The sequence below is a fragment of the Hydrogenimonas sp. genome, assembly GCF_029933015.1.
Lineage (GTDB): Bacteria > Campylobacterota > Campylobacteria > Campylobacterales > Hydrogenimonadaceae > Hydrogenimonas.
The window spans coordinates 1-19,391 of record NZ_JAOZOZ010000015.1; the positions used below are offsets into that span (position 1 = coordinate 1).

Here is a 19,391-nt window from a genome sequence, read left to right on the forward strand (position 1 = left end):
CGCTCCAGAACGCTATATCTTTCTCGTAATCTTCCGCCAGATCGAAAAGCTCCGTGCTCTCGTGCTGACAGAAGTATGGCCCCTGATGGAGTTCCTGAAGCACGGCCAGTTCCGCTCCCTTCTTCGCCGATTCGGCGATCAGCTCACGGCTTTTTCGTCGCATGCTCTCTTTGCTTCCCTGCCATGCGTGTTGTATCAACGCGATCCGCATTGTTCCCTCCGGTTCGTTAACGATGGAAAAGTATATCAAAAACTCCTGCCTGAAGAGTTTTTCCATTAACATTAATGAACTATTAAAGACATTGAAGAGATAATGAACATAAGGTAACCAAAAGCTGTGAAGATATTCCGAAAGGAATGGATTCTGGTGTTGATAATTCAAGAAAGGCTCTGTGATGAAAACGATCAAAAATGCGGTTTTGGCGGGTGTGCTCGCGATGTCGATGGCGGCATACGCCGACGGGCCGCAGGCGATGTTCGGTGTGTCGTATACGTGGGGTGGAGAGATCGGTGGCGGGAACCTGGGTATCTCCGTCAAAGTGATTTCCAGCCGGGAGAAAAACAACGTCATAGGCGCAGCGGGGGTCAGCTACTATCCGTGGGCACCTGTCAACAAATTCGGAGCCGATATCGGTGCGGGCTACCTCTTCGAGGATTTCGCGATCACGGGCGGTTGGGATTTTATCCAGAGCGACTGGATGGTGTCGGCGGGTTATGTCAATACGATCGAGGATGACGATGGCGATCACACTCCCTCGAGCGGCAATCCTCCTTCAGAGGAGGAACCCGAAAGCCCCGGTGAGGGAGAGGGGGAAACACCATCTCCCGGCGATGGGGGAGAAGGTCCGGCCTGATCCTAATCATTCATAAAAGGTAGGTATCTGCATCGTCGAGCAGTGGAGGCTGCCTCCCTGCTCGATCAGTTTCATGCAGTTTATCGGGATCACTTCCCGTGTCGGGAAGAGCTCTTTGAAGAGATCGACCATCTCTTTGTCCAGCGGGTCGTCGTAGGTGGGCAGCAGGATGGCGTGGTTGGTGACGAGAAAGTTGGCGTAGGTGGCGGGTAGGCGGTTTCCCTCCCCGTCGAATTTGGGAGAGGGGAGCGGCAGCGGCACGAGGCGGTAGGGATCTCCGCTTTCGGTCCGGAAACTCTTCAGCTGCTCTTTCATCTTCGCGAGCTCTTCGTAGTGGGGATCTTCAGGATCGTCGCAGGTGACGTGGGCGATGGTCTCTTCGTCGACGAAACGGGCCAGCGTGTCGATGTGGGCGTCGGTGTCGTCGCCTGCCAGCTCGCCGTGGTCGAGCCAGAGAATGCGGCGCACGCAGAGCTTCTCTTTTAGAAACTTCTCGATCTCATCTTTCGTTCTGTCGGGGTTGCGGTTGGGGTTGAGCAGACATCTGGAGGTGGTCAGGAGCGTTCCTTCGCCGTCGGTCTCCACCGATCCGCCCTCCAGGACGAAGTCGACCTTTTCGTATGCCCCGTAGAGATAGCCTCTTTTCACCAGCTCCGCCGTGACGGCATCGTCCAGTGCGCTTTCGAATTTTCCTCCCCAGCCGTTGAAGGTGAAATCGAGAAATTTCCTCGTACCGTTTTCGTAGACGGTGATGGGGCCGTAGTCCCTGGTCCACGTGTCGTTGAAAGGGATTTCGACGAAGGTGATGTTGCGGATGTCGCAGAAGTGGGATTTGACCGATTCGGCGTCGCGGCAGAGGATGATGACCGGCTCGTTGTAGGCGATGGCGCTCGCTATGCGCACGAAGGGGGTGAGGGCGGCTTTGAGGCCGCTTCGGGCCCAGTCGGTCCCCTCATGGGGAAAGGCCATCAGCACGGCATCCTGCCGGTGCCACTCAGTCGGGAAGGTGCACGCTGTCGTCTTCATCGTGTTTGACCACCTTGACGCTTCTTACGACCATGACGACGACGAAAACCGCCGTGGCGATCATGCCGACGATCTTGATCGCGGTGACGATCGGATGGGCCGACGCGCCGCTGTGGGGCACGAATTCCGGTTCGGCCGCGGTCACCACGACCGGCAGGATGGAAAGAAGGAGAAAAAATATTTTTTTCATGGAAGACCTCCTTTGACACCGCTTTTTGGATAAAATGACGTCATGTCTTTTATCCGGATTTCACGCGAAAATTTTTTCCACAATATTAGCCAAATCGCACGCAAAACGCAATCGGTAGAAAAGATCGCGCTGGTGCTCAAGGACAACGCCTACGGGCACGGTCTGGTGCTCATGGCCGATCTGGCGAAGGAGGCGGGCGTGCGCCATGCCGTCGTGCGGACGATGGCGGAGGCGGAGGCGGTCGCCGAAGGGTTCGAAACGGTCCTCGTCCTGGCCGATATACCGGCCCGAAGGCCGGAAACGAACATCCATATCGCCATCAACGATTGGCGGCAGATCGAAAAGATCCCCGAAGGGACGCGGGTCGAACTGAAAGTCGATACGGGCATGCATCGAAACGGTATCCTGCCGGAAGAGGTGATGGAGGCGGTCGAAAAAGTCGACAGGCGGGGGCTTCTTCTTCGGGGTATCATGACCCATTACCGCAGCGCCGACGAGATGGGCAGCGAGTTTTTCTGGCAGAGGAAACGATTCGAAGCGGTGCGCGCGTCGGTGGAAAGGGCAGGTGTCGGGCCGCTTCGCTGGCACAGCTGCAACTCGGCGGCACTCTTTCGCACGGAGAGGTTCGACGAGGATATCGCGCGGGTCGGTATCGCCGCCTACGGCTGCCTTCGGATGCCGGCGGCTTTCAAAACCCCTCCGCTCAAACCGGTCATGTCTCTCTGGGCCGAGCGCGTCTCGACCCGCAGGCTGGGCGGCGGCGCGCGCATCGGCTACGGTGGCGAGGGGAGTCTCCCCGAAGGGGGCACGGTATCGACCTACGACATCGGTTACGGAGACGGCTGGTACAGGGGTGACGCGTCCGCCCCCTACAGACTGCCCGACGGACGGAAGGTCGTGGGCCGCGTTTCGATGGATCTGCTCTCCGTCGAAGGGGACGACGAAAAGATCTGCCTCTTCGAAGACGCCAACGAAGCGGCGGCACAGTTCGGTACGATCGGCTACGACATCCTCGTCAAACTCCACCCCTCCATTCCCAGAATCGCCGTATGACACTGCTGATCGCCTTTTTTCTCCTCTTTCTCGTTCTTTACCCCTTCTACGTGATTCACAAACAGATACGGGGAAGCCGCGAGCCGATCGAGAGGACACCGGCGGAGTGGGGAGCCGAATACGAGGATATCTCGTTTACCACCGCCGACGGCGTCACGCTCAGGGGGTGGTGGATCGAAGGAAGTAGCGAGCGGGCCGTCCTTCTTCTGCACGGCAAGGCCGGCAGCCGCAACGGTTTTCATACCGGGATCTTCGATCTGGGGGCCTGGTACCATGCCCGGGGCTACAACGTGATGATGGTCGATCTGCGGGCCCACGGCGAAAGCGGCGGCCGTTACGTCTATTTCGGTGTCAGGGAGCATGCCGACATGCTGGGTTGGCTCGAAAAGATCGATCCTGTGGGAAAACACAGATGGATTCTGCACGGATTTTCGATGGGAGCGGTGACGGCGATGATGATGGCGGAGAAGAGACCCGGAGATTTTTTAAAAGTGGTCGCCCATGCGCCGTGGATCGATTTCGGAAGGGTCGTCAGACAGGAGCTTTGGAAAAGGGCTTCCGTTCCTCCCGCGGCCTATCCTCTCATCCGCCGGATCGCCCACCTCTTTTTCGGACAGGATTTCGAAAAAGCCGACAACAAAGAGCGTTGCAAAAAGCTGTGCGGGCAGGAGATTCTCTATATCCGGGAGAGCGAAGACGAGCTCCTGCCGGTCTATCACTGGCATCTGCTGAAGAGACTCTGCCCGTCGGCGAAAGTGGTGACGTTCGAGGGGATCGGCCATGTGGAAGCGTTCAAGACGTTTCCACACCTCTATACCGAAATATTAGAAAAGGAAGGTCTCTGACTTCAGCACTTTGAAATCGGTGATCTCTTTGTCGTCGATTCCCAGTTTCGCGGCCGCTTTGGGGTTGACGATATGAAATCCCAGGGTCAATGTGACATGGTCGCCCTTTTCGAGAGGGATATCCGTGTCGATCACCTTTTCGCTCGATGCGTCGATGGCGTTGGTTTTTAGAACTTCGTCGGCCACCCACGGCATGGCCGGTTTGCCTTCATGCCCCAGGAGAGTGAAGAAGTTGACAGGCTTTGCCTCGATCGTTTTGCCGCCGCGTCGGATTTCGATGCGCAGCTGTCCCAGCCGCAGGGGATGGGTGAAGAGTTTGTGGATCGAGTGGTTCACGATCTTCACCCGGAGCTTCCCGTCGACATTTTTCGCCTCGAGGGAGACGGCGTGCCTGAGCAGCTCCGGACGGACGTGGGGGCCGGCGAAGCCGTGGTAGGCGTGGGTCTCGCTCTTGACGATCGTCGAGTAGGAGCCGGGAATCTGGGGCATGTGACAGGCGATGCAGTTGTGCTTTTCCGGATCGTTCTCCTTGATGTTCATGGAACAGATCGCGAACCCGTGCTTGTTCTGCTTGTGGTCGTGGCATCCCAGGCAGATGTGACCGGTGGAGAAGAGTTTGTTGGAGTAGTCGATCGTGTGGAAGGGCGATCCGCTGGTCTTTCGGTTGAGCCCGAAGAAGCTGCTGGTTTTGTGGAACTCCACCTTCTCCTCCTGGGATTTGCCGTCTTTTGCCGCGTAGTAGTATTTGGGCGTCTCGTTGAGGATGTTGAGATTCTGGCGGGCGTGGGTGCGGATCGACTGGATCCGGTGGCAGTAGGCGCAGCCGATCGGTTCGTTTTTCTGGATCTCGTTGTCTTCGGGCAGGGCGGGCTCCCCTTTTGCGAGGGCTTCCGTCAGCGCCGTATCGGAGGGGGTGTGGCAGACGCCGCAGTTGTACTTTTCTTTCTTCTTGAGGGGATGTTTGTCCCAGACGGCTCGGTGGACGGGGTCGTTGGCCACCGAACTGTTGCGGTGCATGGATCCCATGTACTCCTTGTAGATGACGGGATGGCACTTGGCACAGACCTTGGAAGCGACGAATTTCTGGGAAGCGCCCAGGGAGAGGGCTGCGACGAGAAGCAGGAGAGATCGTATCATGAAAGAAGCTCCGTTTTTGAACGGAATTCTATCCGATTAAACTTCGAAAGCTCTTTGACGCATGTCAAGGCGCTTTGTCGACGAGTCTGAAAGAGAGCACGAAAGCGGCCAGAACGACGAGAAGCGTGACACCGTAGAGCAGGTGATAGCCGCCGAAATGGAGCAGGAATCCGCCCAGGATCGAGAAGAACATCCCCAGCGAAACGATATTCATCTGCACCGCCACGTAGAGGGGTCGTTTCTCTTCGGGAGCGAGGATCAGGATGAGGTTGGAGCTGGCGATGCGGCTGCCGTCGCCCGCGGCACCGAAGAGAAAGAAGATGAGGCCGTAGATCCACAGGGAGTGGGCGAAAAAGGCCATCAGCACGGCGGCCAGCTTCATGGCGATACTGAGAACGGCGACGAGGCGGTAGTGCCCCAGGCTTCCCAGTTTCCCCCACAGGGCGTTGCTGATCATGGCACCCACCATCTGCACGGTGATCAGAATGCCCACCTCCTTGCCTCCCAGGTGGATCGTCTCCTTGGCGTCGAGGATGACGAAGGGCATGGCGATGAGGTAGCCGTAGGCCAGCAGGAAGGTGGCGATCTGGATCTGCAGCTGCCGGTCGGCTCTGAGAATCTCCAGGGCGTGCTTCAAAAAGGCGGTGAAACTCTCGATCTTCGTTTCGAAATGGGTCTTGACCGGCTCGTCGACGGTGGCGAAGGCGAAAAGCCCCACTCCCATCAGAAGGGCGCTGAGCATGAAGAGATAGGCGAAATCGAGGGGCGGCTCGAAAGCCTCGAGCACCCACGCCGCCACGGCGCCGCTGATCAGCGCCCCCAGGCCGGCGAAGAACTGCCGCCACGCCATCGTCTTTCCGCGGAAACGGTGGCTGAAGATCTTGGCGACGATCTCCCGGAAGTAGATGGCGCCGAAACCGGCGCTGAAGCTGAAGAGAAAGAGGCCGATGCCGATACTCCAGAGTGTCAGTGTCGGGTGGTTCTCCCCGAACAGGAGGATGGCGACGCCGATGAAAAACCACGACAGAAAGCGTGCCGCGAAGACGCGCCGCAGATAGGGGAGCATCCGGGCGTAGTGCTGGGCCTTGTAGGCGGCGAAGAGCTGCATCAGCACCGCCCCGCCCCGCAGCAGTCCGCTGAAGAAGCCGATGAGCACCGGGCTTCCTCCGAAATAGTTGATCATCAGCGGCAAAATCGTCGCCGGCTCGGCGACGGTGGTGCCCATCGAGAGGAAAAATCCGTGGAGAACGTTTTTGATATGGTTGGAGAGTTTATCCATGCAGCATCTCCCACCCCTCTTCGAGGGATGCGGCGACCCCTTTGGCGAAGAGCCACAGCGCGGCGTTGAGGCGGGCGATTTGTATCAGTGCATCCGAGGGTTCACGGAGCATTCGCAGGCTCTCTTCTTTTCCGATGGGATCGAAGGATTTTCGGTAGTCGATCCCGAAACGGGCCGGGTCGACGACCTGTTCGGCGATCTCTCCCGCTTCGCAGACCCAGACGCGGCACTTTCCGAAGATCTCCGGGGTCCCTTCGTTGCCTTTGACGACAAGGAGCCGCCGGTAGCGCTCTCCGAAGATTTCGGCATATTTTTTGACGTAGGGTTTGTGGAAGACGCCGATCAGGGCCGTGCCGCACGCTCCGACGTCGGGGAGCCGTTCGACGGTGTTGAGGCCGGTGCGTATGCCCAGCTTCATTCGCACGGGCGAGAGGTCGGCCAGCGGTTTGCAGTAGTTCTCCCTATCGAAGCAGTGGAGGTTTTCGGGCATCGGCAGTGCGCGGCACACCTCCCGTACCGTCACGCCCCCTTTGGCGGGCTGCAGGGCGCCGCCGCTGACGACGACGTCCAGGCCGAAGGGGCGGAGCGCTTCGGCGGCGAGGGGGAAGATATAGGGGTTGTCGGCTTTGCCGTCGAACGGATAGCCCAGTTCGATCCCGTTTTCGACGGGAGATTTTTTCGTGACGGCGTCGATCGCGTCGATCGCCCCGAGGAACTCTTCGGTCGTTTCGGGCTTGAGGCGCCATCCCAGCAGAAAGGCGGCGATCTGTTCGGGCGCGGCGCGGCCGTCGAGCATCCGTGCCATGGCGTCTTGCATCTCCTCTCTGGAGAGGTCGCGGTTGTGCCTGGCGCCGGTGCCGACGCACTTGATGTAGCGGATGAAAGCGCTGTCCATTATCCGCGCATCATTTCACGCCGGATCTCTTCGAGCCGTTCGATCCGCTGTTCGGTGGTCGGGTGGGTTCTGAAGAGGTTGGCGAAGCTGATATCCTTGCCGGTGAAGGGGTTGACGATGAACATGTGGGCCGTTTCGGGCGTCGCTTCGGGCAGGATGCCCTGGCGGTTGTAGTTTTCGAGTTTGATCAGGGCGCTTTCGAGCCATTCGGGATGGCCCGTCAGCCGGGCGGCTCCCGCGTCGGCCTCGAACTCGCGGCTGCGGCTCACCGCCATCTGGATGATCCCCGCGGCGATGGGCAGGATGATCGACATGACCAGCATCAGGATCGGATTGGGACTCTCCTCGTCCCGTCCGCCGCCGAAGAAGGCGCCGAATTGCATGATGTTGGCGATCATCGCGATCGCCCCGGCGATCGTGGCGGCCACCGTGCCGATGAGGATGTCGTAGTGGCGCACGTGGCTCAGCTCGTGGGCCAGGACCGCTTCGATCTCCTCTTCGTCCAGCAGGTCCAGCAGCCCCTCGGTGACCGCTACCGCGGCGTGGCTGGGGTTGCGCCCCGTCGCGAAGGCGTTGGGGACCCGTTCGGGGATGACATAGACTTTCGGCATCGGCAGACCCGCTTTCTGTGCCAGACGGCGGACGATGGCGACGAGCCCCGGGGCGCTGCGCTCGTCCACCTCCACGGCGTGGTAATGGGCCAGGACCATCTTGTCCGAAAAGTAGTAGGCGTAGAAATTCATCGCGCCGGCCAGCACCAGGGCGATCATCATGCCCGTCGTGCCGCCGAACATCCCGCCGATCCAGACCATCAGCAGGGTCATGAGTGTCAGTAGGACAACGGTTTTGACTGCTTCCATAATCTATTCTCCTTTATTATGATCAGAAATGATAGTTTAGTCTTTTGGACTAAATAATACTATTGAAACAAACTAAAGTCAAGATGATGCGGGCAGAGTAATCGCATTTTGAAAGATGACGCCGTCGATGCCATCCTCCGCCGCTTTCACGAGCTCCGCCTCGTCGGAGACGGGCAGGAGGATTTTGGCGTCGAAGAGATAGGTTTCCGCGATTTTCTGTATCCGCGGCGCCAGCGTGGCGTCGGCCAGGATGTAGGCGGCCCGCAGGGCGTTGGCCAGAAGCGCATCCTCGATAGACAGGGCCATGACGGCGTAGGAAATGCGGTTGGCACGGCAGTGCTTCGCGATCTCTTTCGTCTCTCTCCAGGGACCCAGCCATAGGGTGGCGTTGGCGGGGGTATGGCCGATCTCTTCGATCGTTTCGACATAGTAGAAGGGTTCGTAGGGGATGTCGGGATGTCCGATGATGATCATCTATTTCACTCCTGCGCAGGTTTTGGAACAGTAGTATTTCCCGTCGACGATGATCGCTTCGTGGCTGCTGACGAAGGTGCCGCACTTTTCGCATTCGACCATGATCTCTTCGTCGGCTTTGGGTCTGCGTTTTTCGTCGTCGGCACGTTTGCGCCTGTGCTGCGTCACCTGCGGTTTTTTGATCAGAAAGAAGTAGACGGCGGCGATGACGGCGATGGTGAGTACGATTTTCAGCATTTGGAGGCGTCCTTTATCCACAGATAGTTGCGTTTGTCCCGGGTGATCAGCTCGAAGTCGCAGTGTGTGAGGCTCTTCACTTCGTCGAAGACGTGTTCGCCTTTGTAGAAGAGCAGATGGGTCCGCCCGCCGATGAAGGGCCTGCTCCACTCGATGAGTGTCGGTGTGTCGGTCACGGCGCGGGAGGTGACGAGATCGTAGGGTCTGGGTTCCAGCGCGTCGACGCGCCTGGCTTCGACCGTGACGTTTTCGAGTCCCAGTTCACGGGCGATGAACCCGAGAAAAGAGGCGCGTTTGTGAAGGGGTTCGCAGAGGGTGCACTCCGTATCGGGCATCGCGATGGCCAGAACCATACCGGGAAAGCCGGCTCCCGTGCCGATATCCAGCAGCGTGTCGCAGGGGGGCAGGAAAACGAGAGGGTAGATCGAGTCGAAGATCTGCTCCTCGACGGCCGGAACCGTTTTCGCGCCGGTGAGATTGTGGATGCGGTTCCACTTCATCAGGTGCTGCTTGAAATCCTCCAGGCGCTCGAGCGTCTCTTCGGGCAGGTCGATGCCCGCCTCTTCGATACGGCGTTTCAGATTCACAGCAGATGTCCCAGCTTCTCTTTTTTCGTCTGCAGATAGGATTCGTTGTGGGGGTTGGCTTCGACGACGATCGGGAGGCGTTCGACGATCTCCACCCCTTCGAGACTCTCGATCTTTTTGGGGTTGTTGGTCAGCAGGCGGATTTTTTCGATGCCGAAATGGTCAAGGATCGTTTCGACCATCTCGTAGGTGCGCTCGTCGGCGGAAAAACCGAGCTGGTGGTTGGCCGCGACGGTATCGAAACCCCTGTCCTGCAGGGCGTAGGCGTTGACCTTGTTCAAAAGCCCGATGTTGCGCCCCTCCTGCCGCAGGTAGATCACCATGCCGCCCTGGCTCTGGATGAAATGCAGGGCGAAGGCCAGCTGCTCGCCGCAGTCGCACTTGAGGCTGCCCAGGGCGTCTCCCGTCAGGCACTCCGAATGGACCCGTACCACGGGCGTGTCGGGAAGCGGATCGGTGAAGATGGCGAGGTGTTCCTTGAAGCAGCCGTTCTCCAGGATCTCTTTGAAAGCCTGGATCTTGAAGGTTCCGAATCGGGTCGGAAGGTTGGCGACTTCGGAGATTTCGATATTCATTCGTTATTTTTCCTAATGTTTTGGTAAAATAGGCGTTTTCAAAAACCCGCCGCCATCTCTGTGACGCGGCGGACAAATCAGCGCGATTATACCATATGTAAAGGTTTTGCCATGTTCGCACGTTTTAGACGCAAACGACTCCATCCCGTTCTCCGCGATCTCGTGAGAGAGACGGTGCTGACACCGGAGGATTTCATCTACCCGCTCTTCATCCGAAGCGGCGAGGGGGTCAAGAACGAGGTGGCTTCGATGCCGGGCGTCTATCAGATGAGTATCGATTCGGCGATCATGGAGTGCGACATCCTCAAATCGCTGGGGATCCGCGCGGTGATTCTTTTCGGGATTCCGGACGTCAAGGATTCCGTAGGCAGCGACGCGCTGTGCGAGCACGGCATCATCGCCACGGCGCTTCGGGCGCTCAAGGCGGCCCATCCCGACATGCTCTTCGTCACCGATCTCTGTTTCTGCGAGTATACCGACCACGGTCACTGCGGCGTTCTCAACCCGGAGCTCGAAACGGTCGATAATGATCTCACGCTAAGGAACCTGGCGCAGCAGGCGATCGTCCACGCCAAAGCGGGAGCGGATATGATCGCGCCCAGCGGCATGATGGACGGAATGATCCTGGCGATCCGCGAGGGGCTCGACAGTGCCGGTTTCAGCCATATACCGATCATGAGCTATTCGACGAAATTCGCCAGCGCCTGGTACGGACCCTTCCGGGACGTGGCCGAGAGCGCGCCCAGCTTCGGCGACCGCCGCAGCTACCAGATGGATCCGGCCAACCGCAGGGAGGCGATTCTCGAGAGTCTCGAAGACGAACGCGAAGGTGCCGACATCCTGATGGTCAAGCCGGCGCTGGCCTATATGGACATCATCCGCGACATCCGCGAGGCGAGCGATCTGCCCCTGGCGGTCTACAACGTCAGCGGCGAATACAGCATGCTCAAAATGGCGGGCAAGGCCGGCGTCATCGATTACGAAAAGGTGATGATGGAGACGCTGCTGGGATTCAAGCGCGCGGGTGCGGATATCATCATCAGTTATCACGCGAAGGAAGCGGCCGAGCTGCTTCGGTAGTTCGTTATTGGTCATAGGCGATTAGGGAGAGAGACCCAATACACCAAATTTACCAATACACCAATAACAGGAATTTTACGATGAGACATTTTTTGACATTGAAAGAGTTTACGAAAGAGGAGATCCTGGAGATGATCGATCTGGGTCTCCGGATCAAGGCGGAGACCAAGGCGAAACGCTTCACCCCCTATCTGGAGAAGCAGACGCTGGCGATGATTTTCGAAAAATCGAGCACCCGGACGCGGGTCAGCTTCGAGACGGGTATCTATCAGCTCGGCGGTACGGGCCTGTTTCTCTCCTCCCGCGACATCCAGCTCGGGCGGGGCGAACCGATGAAGGATACGGCACGGGTCATCAGCCGCATGTGCGACATGGTGATGATCCGCACCTACAGCCAGAAGAAACTCGAAGAGTTCGCCGGTTTTTCGAACGTGCCGGTGATCAACGGCCTGACCGACGAGTACCACCCCGTGCAGCTGATGGCCGATTATATGACGATGATCGAACACGGCAAGGATCGCGATCCCGTCGTCGCCTACGTGGGTGACGGCAACAACATGGCCCACAGCTGGCTGATGCTGGCTTCCAAGCTCGGTTTCGAGCTTCGCGTCGCCACTCCCAAAGGGTACGAGTGCGATCCCGAGATCGTCGAGGACGCCGTGGAGTTCGCGAAAAGAAGCGGCGCGACGCTGCTCTTCACCGACGATCCGAAAGACGCCATCGAGGGCGCCGATGTCGTGACGACAGATACCTGGGTGTCGATGGGAGACGAGGAGGAGAAGGAGAAGCGTCTGAGGGATTTCGCCGGATACACCATCGACGAGGCTCTGATGAAGCTGGCGAAAGCGGACGCGATCTTTCTGCACTGCCTGCCCGCCTATCGGGGGCTGGAGGTGACCGAAGAGGTGCTCGAAGGCCCGCAGAGCGTCGTCTTCGACGAGGCGGAAAACCGTCTGCACGCCCAGAAAGGGGTCATGGTCTGGCTCGACGGCAAAAGGGACGAGGTTTGATGGAGGTCGATATGAAAAGTCTGAAAAATCTGCCGGTGGAACAGCAGCTCAAAGAGATCGATCTGGTGGCCAAAAAGCTCGGCATGCCCTCTCCGACCGAAAGACCGGTCCTGGAGATCAAACCGGGAGAGGACGACAAACACAAAATCCTCGAGCTCAAACGGGGCAGCTGGGGCGACGAACAGCCCTGGTTCGTCATCGACGAGGATGGCAAACTGCTGATCCTCTCCACGGCCGAAGCGATGATGGGGATCGTGAACTCTCTGCAGCACATGGGCGAGGAGGTTTTCAAGGCCAGACTCGAAAGGGCCATCGCCAAGGAGCTTCCGATCGATTTCCACGATGTCTGGACCGTCGCGATGCACGAACTGCAGCAGCGGCTGAAAGAGGGCGACCAGCGGGCGGCGGGCGTCGATCTGGAAAACCTTGTGCGAAGCATCAAACGCAAACACCCCAATCTCTTCTACTCCCTCAAAGACCTGCAGCTGAGCGACGACGACATGAACGAGGCCGGTTTCTGACCGGCCGGCTGAAACGCCGAACTACACTTTCCGGTTTATCGCTTATTTATAGAAATTATGGGAAAATGGCCCAATTTCGAAGGGAGTCCCTCATATGATCGATTTCAAACAGTTCGTCAAATATTCCAAGCCCGGTCCGCGCTATACGAGCTATCCGACGGCGGTGGAGTTCTCCGAGAAGTTCACCTACGACCGCTACGTGGAAAAGCTCAAATCGCGTGATGCGAAGAAGCCTCTGTCGATCTATATCCATCTGCCTTTCTGCCGAAGTGCCTGCTACTTCTGCGGATGCAACGTCGTCTTCACCTCCAAAGAGGAGAAGAAGGTCCGCTATATCGACTATCTGACGAGAGAGCTGAAAATCCTCTCCCAGACGATGGATACCTCGAGCGAGGTGGTGCAGTTTCACTTCGGCGGCGGGACACCCACCTTCTTCAGCGCCGTACAGCTCGATGCGATCATGAAGACGGTGAAGAAGCATTTCCCCAATTTCGCCAAAGACGCCGAGACGAGCTGCGAGATCGATCCCCGTTTCTTCAACGAAGAGCAGATGAAGGTGCTCAAAAAGCACGGGTTCAACCGGATCAGTTTCGGCGTGCAGGATTTCGAGCCGCAGGTGCAGCAGGCGGTGCACAGGATCCAGCCCTACGACATCACGAAACAGGCGGTCGATCTGGCGAGAAAGTACGGAGTCGAGAGTATCAACATCGACCTGATCTACGGCCTGCCCTACCAGACGCTGGAGAGTTTCAAAAAGACGCTGGAGCTGGCACACTCCCTCGATCCGGACCGTCTGGCCGTCTTCAACTACGCCCATGTGCCGTGGCTGAAGAAGACGATGCGCAAGCTCGACGAGACGACGATCCCCAGTCCCGACGTGAAGCTGGCGATTTTGCAGCACACGATCGACTACTTCACGAGCCACGGCTACAGAATGATCGGGATGGACCACTTCGCCAAACCCGACGACGAGCTTTTCAAGGCGATCGAAAAAGGGGAACTGCACCGGAATTTCCAGGGCTACACGACCCGCGGCGGTGTCGATCTGCTGGGTATCGGTCTCACCAGCATCGGGGAGGGCGAGGACTACTACGCCCAGAACTACAAGGATATGGAACCCTACGAAGCGGCGATCGACGCGGGAAAGCTCCCTTTCTGGCGGGGTGTGGAGCTGAGCGAGGACGATAGGATCCGAAAAGCGGTCATCATGGATCTGATGAGCAATTTCAAACTCGATATCGAAAAGATCGAAAAAACTTTCGGTATCGATTTCAAAAGCTACTTCGCCGACGCCCTCGCCGAGCTGCAGCCGATGGTCGAAGAGGGGCTCGTACAGATCGGCGACGACGCCATCACCGTTTCGGAGACGGGCACGCTCGTCATCCGCAATATCGCGATGCCTTTCGATGCCTACATGAAAAAGCACGCCGAAAGCAAGAAGACATTCAGCAAAACGGTATGACGCTGCGCGTCAAATGAAAAATGAAAAATTGAGGAGGCGGCAGAGCCGCTTCCATCGGGAGAGATTTCGTGTTTAACTATACTTCCGTCAGCGATGCCTGTATCAAGTGCGGGAAATGCATCCCGGTCTGTACCATCCACAACGTCAATGCCGACGAGGTGACCAGCCCCCGCGGTTTCATCGACCTGCTGGGTGCCCATGAGAGGGGCGAACTGGAGCTCGACAGGACGGCGAAGGATATCTTCGAGAGCTGTTTTCTGTGCACCAACTGCGTCGACGTCTGCCCCAACGACCTGCCGACCGATATGGTGATCGAGGAGGTCCGCAAGGAGATCGCCGACAAATACGGCATCGCCTGGTTCAAGCGCCTCTTCTTCTTTCTGCTGCGTCATCGAAAGATCATGGACATCGCCAGCAAGCTGGGGTATGTCTTCAAAACCTGCGCCGTGCAGACCGAGGAAAAGTACGGCGGCCTGACGCCCCGGTTCAATCTGCCCATCATCAAAAAGGGACGCCTGCTTCCCAGTATGGCCAGTACCAGCGTCCTCAACAGCTACCGGGAAAATCTCGACCACGGCGGCAAGGGACGCGTGGCGATCTTCATCGGCTGCCTGGCCAACTACAACTACACCGGCGTCGGCCACGGTCTGGTGAAGATTCTCGAGGAGCTGGAGATCGATGTCTTTTTCGCCAAAGAGCAGAAATGCTGTGCGGCACCGGCCTATTTTACCGGTGATTTCGCGACCGTCGAGGCGCTGGCGAAGCAGAATATCGCCTATTTCGAGCGTTTCATCGACGACGTGGACGCCATCATCGTTCCCGAAGCGACCTGTTCGGCGATGATCAAGCACGACTGGGCCGTCTTTTTCCGCAATCGCGGGATGGAGGATTGGGCGAAGAGGGCCGAGAAGCTGAACGAAAAGATCTTTATGGCGACGGAATGGCTCGCCACCCGTACCCGTCTGCCCAAGCTGCTGGAGGAGCGGGGCGTGCGCAAAGAGCTGCTGGTGACCTATCACGATCCCTGCCACGCCCGGAAGGTGCAGGGCATCTGGAAGGAGCCGCGCGAGCTTTTGAAGAAAAACTACGCGTTCACGGAGATGAGCGATCCCAATCGCTGCTGCGGTTTCGGAGGCGTGACGATCCAGACCGAGAAGTTCCATCTCGCCGAAGCGGCCGGCAAACCGAAAGCGGCGATGATCGACGATACGGGCGCCGATGTGGTGGCTTCCGAATGCAGCGCCTGCCGGATGCAGCTGAGCAACGCCCTCTACCAGAACGAGAGCAGGGCCGTCTTCAAGAATCCGATCGAACTGATCGCCGAAGCGCTGGAGGCCAAAAATGGCTAAAGGATTGTGGAGCGTTCTGATCGCGATACTTTTCGTTTTCGAAGGATGTGCCGTGGAAGCGATGCAAAATCACGAACCGTGCCAAAAGCAGCTCGTCGGAACCGGCTGGAGACTCGTCATGATCGACAACGACCCGATCGAGCTGAAACATCCCGCCACGATCCGTTTCGAAAGCGAAGGAAAGATTTCGGGCTTCAGCGGCTGCAACAGCTACTTCGGCAAAGTGACCCTCGACGGCACTTCGATCACTTTCGGACCGATCGGTTCGACGCGCAGATACTGCATGGGAAAAGCGGGCGATGTCGAAAAGAGGCTTTTCGCTCTCTTCAAAGGGACGAAATGGTGGAATTTCGACGAAGAGAGAAACCTTCAGATTTTCGATGACGAGCACCGTCTGATTTTCGTGAAGTCCGAGTGACCATGGAGTTCTGGCAGCATATCTACGAACATTTCGATCCCATCGCCCTGACGCTCGGGCCTATCAAAATCCACTGGTACGGGATCATGTACGTCCTGGCGCTGGTGACGGCGCTCTATGCCGCCAAATGGTACGTCAGGCGTGACCGTTACCCGATCGACAGCGAAACGCTGGAGAGATTTTTCATCTACGTGGAGATCGGTGTCATTCTCGGAGCCCGTCTGGGGTACATCCTCTTCTACGATCCCCATACCTCCTACTACCTCACCCATCCCTGGCAGATCTTCAACCCTTTCCAGGGCGGGACGTTCACGGGAATCGCCGGCATGAGCTACCACGGGGCCGTCATAGGATTCATCCTCGCCACACTCCTTTTCGTGCGGAAGACGAAAACCTCCTTCTGGATGTGGATGGATCTGGTGGCGCTCAGTGTGCCGGTGGGGTATGTGTTCGGAAGAGTCGGGAATTTTCTCAATCAGGAGCTGGTGGGACGCGTGACCGAGGTACCCTGGGGGATCTATGTCCACCACACGCTCAGGCACCCCTCACAGCTCTACGAAGCGCTGCTCGAAGGGGTGGCCATCGCGCTCTTTTTCTTTTTCTACCGAAAAAAGAGGCAGTTCGAAGGGGAGCTGATCGCGCTTTACGCCATTCTCTACGGACTGGCGAGATTCGTCGCGGAGTTCTGGAGACAGCCGGATATCCAGGTCGGTTTCGTCTGCTGCGGCTGGATGACGATGGGACAGCTCCTGTCGACCCTGATGATCGCGGGAGGCATCCTCATCTACATCTATCTGTCTCGAAAAACTACTTCGTCTTCTCCAGCGCCTCGATGATCTGCGCGATATCCTCTTCCGGAGCGTAGCCGGGAATGATGCGGGCCGCGCTTCCCGTTTTGTCGAAAACGATGGAGAAGGGCAGTCCCCCCTCCCATCCGGCGCGATGGGCTATGTACTGCGTGAAGTCGGGATTGTCGGAGTATTCGTAGATCGGGTAGTTGAAGTGGAACTTCTTCTCCAGCAGGTGGCGTTCGCCCGGTGTCATCGTCTGCTGGGCGTGAATGGCGACGACCTGGAAATCTTTTTTGTATTTCTCCTGCAGCGAGACCAGATGCGGGATCTCTTTCATACACCATTTGCAGTGTTTCCCGAAAAAGTTGAGAAGAACGATTTTGCCTTTGTACTCCTCGATGACGATGCCGTTGGGCGCCTCCTTGATATGGAGCGTCGGAGCGTTTTGGCCTTTCAGTTCGAAGGTGAGTGTCACCTCTTCGGGTTTTTGCGCCTGTGTAGCGGCGGCTTCCGTCGCGAACGCGGGCTGGATGAGAAGCAGGGAGAGTGCGAACAGCGCACTTGAGAGTTTTTTCATCTGAATTCCTTTAGCGGTGATTTGGATCCGGTCTGAAACTGGACATAGAGTTTCAGGATGGCGATGAATACGGTCGTGATCGCCGGACCGATAATCATACCCCAAAATCCGTAGGTCGTCAAACCGGCGATGATGGAGAAGAAGACCAGCATCTCGTTGAGGGCGTTGGTCTCTTTGAGCATCTTCTGGTCGATCTCCCTGATGATGATTGGCTTGATGAAAGTATCCGCGACGACCGAAATGACGACGATGGAGTAGATCGCCACGACGAGCGCGGGGGTGCTCCCCTGGGTGACCCAGAGATAGATCGAGGTAGGCACCCACATCAGCGCGCCGCCGATGACGGGCACCAGCGACGCGAAGCCGTAGAGAATGCCCAGCAAAATCGCATCGAGACCGAAAAAGAGGACGACGATGGCAAAGAGCGTCCCCTCGAAGATGGCGGTCGCAAGAATGGAGAAGAAGACCACGCCCATAGAGTTGGAGAGTTCGTTGAAAAGCAGCTGGGTCTGGGCCGTATCGAGGGGAAGGATCCGTTTGATGAAGGGACCGATCTTTTCGCCGTAGTAGTAGGCGAAGAAATAGAAGATCAGGATCAGGACCATATCTTTGAAAAAGACGGCGCTCTGGGTCGCCATGCTTCCGAAAAAGGAGAGGGTGTGTTTTAGATATTTGCGGATGCTCTCTTCGCTGAACAGGTTGCTCAGTGTACTGTGGATGGCATCGGTATCGATATTGAAACGGGCCATAAAATCGTATGGAAGCGAAATCCCCTGGAGATAGTCGGCTGTCTTGACGACCAGTTCGTGGATCGCGATGGGATCGATGTGGGTGACCATCACGGCGATGGCGTTGATCATGTAGACGAGCGGTCCGAAAAACATGATGCCGAGCAGAAGCGACATGATCGTGCTGATCTGCCATCGCTTGTCGAAGTGATGGCGTACGTATTTGGAGATGCCCAGTGTCGCGAACATCAGCAGCACGGCGATGGCGATATCCTGCATGAAAGGGCGGAAGACCTCGTAGACGAACCATCCTGAAATGAAAAGGAGCAGGGTGATGAAATGTTGCGGCTTCACGAAAGCCTCGCTTTGGTGTTATCTGTCTCGCTCAAAAAAGTCCTCCCTCTCTCATCGGTGAAAGTTTGAAGTGCTCGTAGGTTTTGGGGGTGGCGATGCGGCCCCGCGCGGTGCGCTCGATATAGCCGTTGGCCAGAAGGTAGGGTTCGATGACGTCCTCGATGGTTCCCTCGTCTTCGCTGAGGGCCGCGCCGATCGTGGAGAGGCCCAGCGGCTTGCCCTTCGCCTCGATCAGAAGGCGGAGCAGCTTGATGTCGAGCTCGTCGAAACCCTCCTCGTTGACGCCGAGCTGGTCGAGGGCGAATCTGGTGCGCTCCAGATGGATGCGGTTTTCGTTTTCCACTTCGGCGAAATCCCGGACACGGCGCAGCAGGCGCAGGGCGATGCGTGGCGTGCCCCGGCTGCGTCGGGCGATCTCCAGCGCCGCGTCGGCTTCGCAGGGCTTGTCCAGCTTTTCCGCGGCCTGTTGGACGATTTTCGCCAGTTCACGGCTTTCGTAAAACTGCATCCGAAAATGCATGCCGAAGCGTTCCCGCAGGGGGTTGGAGATCATGCCCGCTCTCGTCGTGGCGCCGATGAGGGTGAAGCGGGGCAGGTCGAGTTTGATCGTCTGGGCCGCCGGCCCGCTGCCGATGATGATGTCGAGGCGGTAATCCTCCATCGCCGGGTAGAGGATCTCCTCGATCGCCGGGCTCATCCGGTGAATCTCGTCGATGAAGAGGATGTCGCCCTCCTCGAGATTGGTCAGGATGGCCGCCAGGTCGCCGCTCTTTTCGATCATGGGCGCCGCCGTCACCTTGATCTGGCTCTCCATCTCCGAAGCGATGAGGTAGGCCAGCGTCGTCTTCCCCAGACCCGGAGGGCCGAAAAAGAGAACGTGATCGAGGGCTTCACCCCGTTTTTTGCTCGCCTCGATGAAGACCCGCAGGTTTTTCTTGATCTTTTCCTGGCCGATGTACTCGTCCCATTTCGAAGGACGCAGGGAGGCCTCGTAACTGTTTTCGTAATCGAACTTTTCGATCTCTACCATCCGTTCCATCTATCTTGCCTCCGGCAAACACGCCGCACCGGCGAAGCCGCCGCGGCTAC

General features: G+C 57.7%; 23 protein-coding genes. 10 read left to right on the forward strand and 13 right to left on the reverse strand.

Annotated features, from left to right (window positions below):
* The first annotated feature begins 395 nt into the window (after window positions 1–395).
* Window positions 396–854, forward strand: coding sequence for a hypothetical protein (locus Q1K23_RS02105; protein ID WP_300361806.1), 459 nt, complete (start codon window positions 396–398; stop codon window positions 852–854).
* A 6-nt stretch (window positions 855–860) separates the two neighbouring features.
* On the opposite strand, the gene Q1K23_RS02110 is transcribed toward Q1K23_RS02105, so the two are convergent.
* Together Q1K23_RS02110 and Q1K23_RS02115 are read right to left on the reverse strand one after the other, a co-directional pair.
* On the reverse strand, window positions 861–1,880 hold the full coding sequence (locus tag Q1K23_RS02110; RefSeq protein WP_300361807.1) for an agmatine deiminase family protein: 1,020 nt from the start codon (window positions 1,878–1,880) through the stop codon (window positions 861–863).
* Complete coding sequence (locus tag Q1K23_RS02115; RefSeq protein WP_300361808.1) at window positions 1,849–2,070, reverse strand: hypothetical protein; 222 nt, start codon at window positions 2,068–2,070, stop codon at window positions 1,849–1,851. The genes Q1K23_RS02110 and Q1K23_RS02115 overlap by 32 nt, the downstream gene beginning before the upstream one ends.
* 42 nt (window positions 2,071–2,112) lie before the next feature.
* Between Q1K23_RS02115 and Q1K23_RS02120 the strand changes: the two genes are divergently transcribed.
* Together Q1K23_RS02120 and Q1K23_RS02125 are read left to right on the forward strand one after the other, a co-directional pair.
* Window positions 2,113–3,123 (forward strand): alanine racemase, encoded by a 1,011-nt coding sequence (locus Q1K23_RS02120; RefSeq protein ID WP_300361809.1) that lies wholly within the window; start codon window positions 2,113–2,115, stop codon window positions 3,121–3,123.
* Window positions 3,120–3,968: an alpha/beta fold hydrolase gene (locus Q1K23_RS02125; RefSeq protein WP_300361810.1), complete on the forward strand. Its 849-nt coding sequence runs from the start codon at window positions 3,120–3,122 to the stop codon at window positions 3,966–3,968. Before Q1K23_RS02120 ends, Q1K23_RS02125 begins: the two co-directional genes overlap by 4 nt.
* Here the strand turns inward: Q1K23_RS02125 and Q1K23_RS02130 are convergent.
* From Q1K23_RS02130 to ribA, 8 genes are all read right to left on the reverse strand, one after another.
* Complete coding sequence (locus tag Q1K23_RS02130; RefSeq protein ID WP_300361811.1) at window positions 3,948–5,105, reverse strand: multiheme c-type cytochrome; 1,158 nt, start codon at window positions 5,103–5,105, stop codon at window positions 3,948–3,950. The two genes, Q1K23_RS02125 and Q1K23_RS02130, sit on opposite strands and share 21 nt — an antisense overlap.
* A gap of 64 nt (window positions 5,106–5,169) precedes the next feature.
* A complete protein-coding gene (locus tag Q1K23_RS02135) occupies window positions 5,170–6,384 on the reverse strand; it encodes an MFS transporter (protein ID WP_300361813.1) in 1,215 nt (404 codons plus the stop codon).
* A complete protein-coding gene (locus Q1K23_RS02140) occupies window positions 6,377–7,279 on the reverse strand; it encodes a glycosyl transferase (RefSeq protein WP_300361815.1) in 903 nt (300 codons plus the stop codon). Before Q1K23_RS02140 ends, Q1K23_RS02135 begins: the two co-directional genes overlap by 8 nt.
* On the reverse strand, window positions 7,279–8,139 hold the full coding sequence (htpX, locus tag Q1K23_RS02145; protein ID WP_300361816.1) for a zinc metalloprotease HtpX: 861 nt from the start codon (window positions 8,137–8,139) through the stop codon (window positions 7,279–7,281). Before htpX ends, Q1K23_RS02140 begins: the two co-directional genes overlap by 1 nt.
* Before the next feature lie 78 nt (window positions 8,140–8,217).
* On the reverse strand, window positions 8,218–8,613 hold the full coding sequence (locus tag Q1K23_RS02150; RefSeq protein ID WP_300361818.1) for a hypothetical protein: 396 nt from the start codon (window positions 8,611–8,613) through the stop codon (window positions 8,218–8,220).
* Window positions 8,614–8,850, reverse strand: a complete 237-nt coding sequence (locus Q1K23_RS02155) for a PP0621 family protein (RefSeq protein ID WP_300361820.1) — start codon at window positions 8,848–8,850, stop codon at window positions 8,614–8,616.
* Window positions 8,844–9,437: a 16S rRNA (guanine(527)-N(7))-methyltransferase RsmG gene (gene rsmG / locus Q1K23_RS02160; RefSeq protein ID WP_300361822.1), complete on the reverse strand. Its 594-nt coding sequence runs from the start codon at window positions 9,435–9,437 to the stop codon at window positions 8,844–8,846. Before rsmG ends, Q1K23_RS02155 begins: the two co-directional genes overlap by 7 nt.
* Window positions 9,434–10,012, reverse strand: coding sequence for a GTP cyclohydrolase II (ribA, locus tag Q1K23_RS02165; RefSeq protein WP_300361824.1), 579 nt, complete (start codon window positions 10,010–10,012; stop codon window positions 9,434–9,436). Before ribA ends, rsmG begins: the two co-directional genes overlap by 4 nt.
* Before the next feature lie 111 nt (window positions 10,013–10,123).
* Here ribA and hemB point away from each other — a divergent pair, with 111 nt between their 5' ends.
* The 7 genes from hemB to lgt all read left to right on the forward strand — a co-directional run bounded on the left by hemB (window position 10,124) and on the right by lgt (window position 16,688).
* Window positions 10,124–11,092 (forward strand): porphobilinogen synthase, encoded by a 969-nt coding sequence (hemB, locus tag Q1K23_RS02170; protein ID WP_300361826.1) that lies wholly within the window; start codon window positions 10,124–10,126, stop codon window positions 11,090–11,092.
* Window positions 11,093–11,172: 80 nt separating this feature from the next.
* Complete coding sequence (argF, locus tag Q1K23_RS02175; protein WP_300361827.1) at window positions 11,173–12,102, forward strand: ornithine carbamoyltransferase; 930 nt, start codon at window positions 11,173–11,175, stop codon at window positions 12,100–12,102.
* 11 nt (window positions 12,103–12,113) lie between these two features.
* The gene (locus Q1K23_RS02180; protein WP_300361828.1) at window positions 12,114–12,623 is read left to right on the forward strand and encodes a DUF2603 domain-containing protein; all 510 of its coding nucleotides are present in this window, start codon (window positions 12,114–12,116) and stop codon (window positions 12,621–12,623) included.
* A 94-nt stretch (window positions 12,624–12,717) separates the two neighbouring features.
* Window positions 12,718–14,085 carry an oxygen-independent coproporphyrinogen III oxidase gene (gene hemN / locus Q1K23_RS02185; RefSeq protein WP_300361830.1) on the forward strand — a complete coding sequence of 456 codons (1,368 nt, stop codon included), beginning with the start codon at window positions 12,718–12,720 and terminating at the stop codon, window positions 14,083–14,085.
* A 68-nt stretch (window positions 14,086–14,153) separates the two neighbouring features.
* A complete protein-coding gene (locus Q1K23_RS02190) occupies window positions 14,154–15,434 on the forward strand; it encodes a (Fe-S)-binding protein (protein WP_300361832.1) in 1,281 nt (426 codons plus the stop codon).
* Window positions 15,427–15,852 carry an META domain-containing protein gene (locus tag Q1K23_RS02195; protein WP_300361834.1) on the forward strand — a complete coding sequence of 142 codons (426 nt, stop codon included), beginning with the start codon at window positions 15,427–15,429 and terminating at the stop codon, window positions 15,850–15,852. Before Q1K23_RS02190 ends, Q1K23_RS02195 begins: the two co-directional genes overlap by 8 nt.
* Before the next feature lie 2 nt (window positions 15,853–15,854).
* Window positions 15,855–16,688 (forward strand): prolipoprotein diacylglyceryl transferase, encoded by an 834-nt coding sequence (lgt, locus tag Q1K23_RS02200; RefSeq protein WP_300361835.1) that lies wholly within the window; start codon window positions 15,855–15,857, stop codon window positions 16,686–16,688.
* Here lgt and Q1K23_RS02205 read toward each other — a convergent pair.
* Genes Q1K23_RS02205 through ruvB form a run of 3 tightly spaced genes read right to left on the reverse strand, consistent with a single transcriptional unit; the run spans window position 16,660 to window position 19,341 of the window.
* A complete protein-coding gene (locus Q1K23_RS02205) occupies window positions 16,660–17,220 on the reverse strand; it encodes a TlpA disulfide reductase family protein (protein ID WP_300361836.1) in 561 nt (186 codons plus the stop codon). The genes lgt and Q1K23_RS02205 overlap by 29 nt on opposite strands.
* Window positions 17,217–18,302 carry an AI-2E family transporter gene (locus tag Q1K23_RS02210; protein WP_300361837.1) on the reverse strand — a complete coding sequence of 362 codons (1,086 nt, stop codon included), beginning with the start codon at window positions 18,300–18,302 and terminating at the stop codon, window positions 17,217–17,219. The genes Q1K23_RS02205 and Q1K23_RS02210 overlap by 4 nt, the downstream gene beginning before the upstream one ends.
* 31 nt (window positions 18,303–18,333) lie before the next feature.
* Window positions 18,334–19,341, reverse strand: coding sequence for a Holliday junction branch migration DNA helicase RuvB (gene ruvB / locus Q1K23_RS02215; RefSeq protein WP_300361839.1), 1,008 nt, complete (start codon window positions 19,339–19,341; stop codon window positions 18,334–18,336).
* Window positions 19,342–19,391: the final 50 nt, after the last annotated feature.